This window comes from Pseudoalteromonas sp. SG43-7 (assembly GCF_014164295.1).
Lineage (GTDB): Bacteria > Pseudomonadota > Gammaproteobacteria > Enterobacterales > Alteromonadaceae > Pseudoalteromonas > Pseudoalteromonas rhizosphaerae.
In genome coordinates this window covers 1-294 of the sequence record NZ_JACJEY010000211.1, presented here as the reverse complement: position 1 = coordinate 294, position 294 = coordinate 1, and the positions used below count along the sequence as shown (strand labels likewise).

The following is a 294-nucleotide window of genomic DNA, read 5'->3' as shown; positions in this document are numbered from 1 at the left end:
CTTCTCTAGCAATTGAATACGTTGCTGTTCTGGTGTGAGTGCTTGTACATTTCCCGGGCTCTTACCATCTAGCTCAGATAGATATTGTTGCTTCCAACGTGATACTGCTGACTTTCCTGCGCCAGACATCTCTTCAATTTGCTTATTGGTATAACCTTCTTCTACCATTAATTTGGCATATTCAAGTTTTTGTTGTGCACTGAGTGTTACTTTTGATTTTCTGGTCATAGTGATACCTTTTGGGTTTAGCTCATTTTACGCTATAAACCTGTCCAGTTTCATTAGACCATTACA

Annotated in this window: 1 protein-coding gene; it reads right to left on the bottom strand. The window is 39.1% G+C overall.

The window, feature by feature from the left end; translation table 11 throughout:
* Window positions 1-228 (bottom strand): transposase (locus tag H5200_RS23575; protein WP_182762915.1); only part of this gene is annotated, 228 nt, incomplete at its 3' end.
* Between the last annotated feature and the right edge of the window lie 66 nt (window positions 229-294).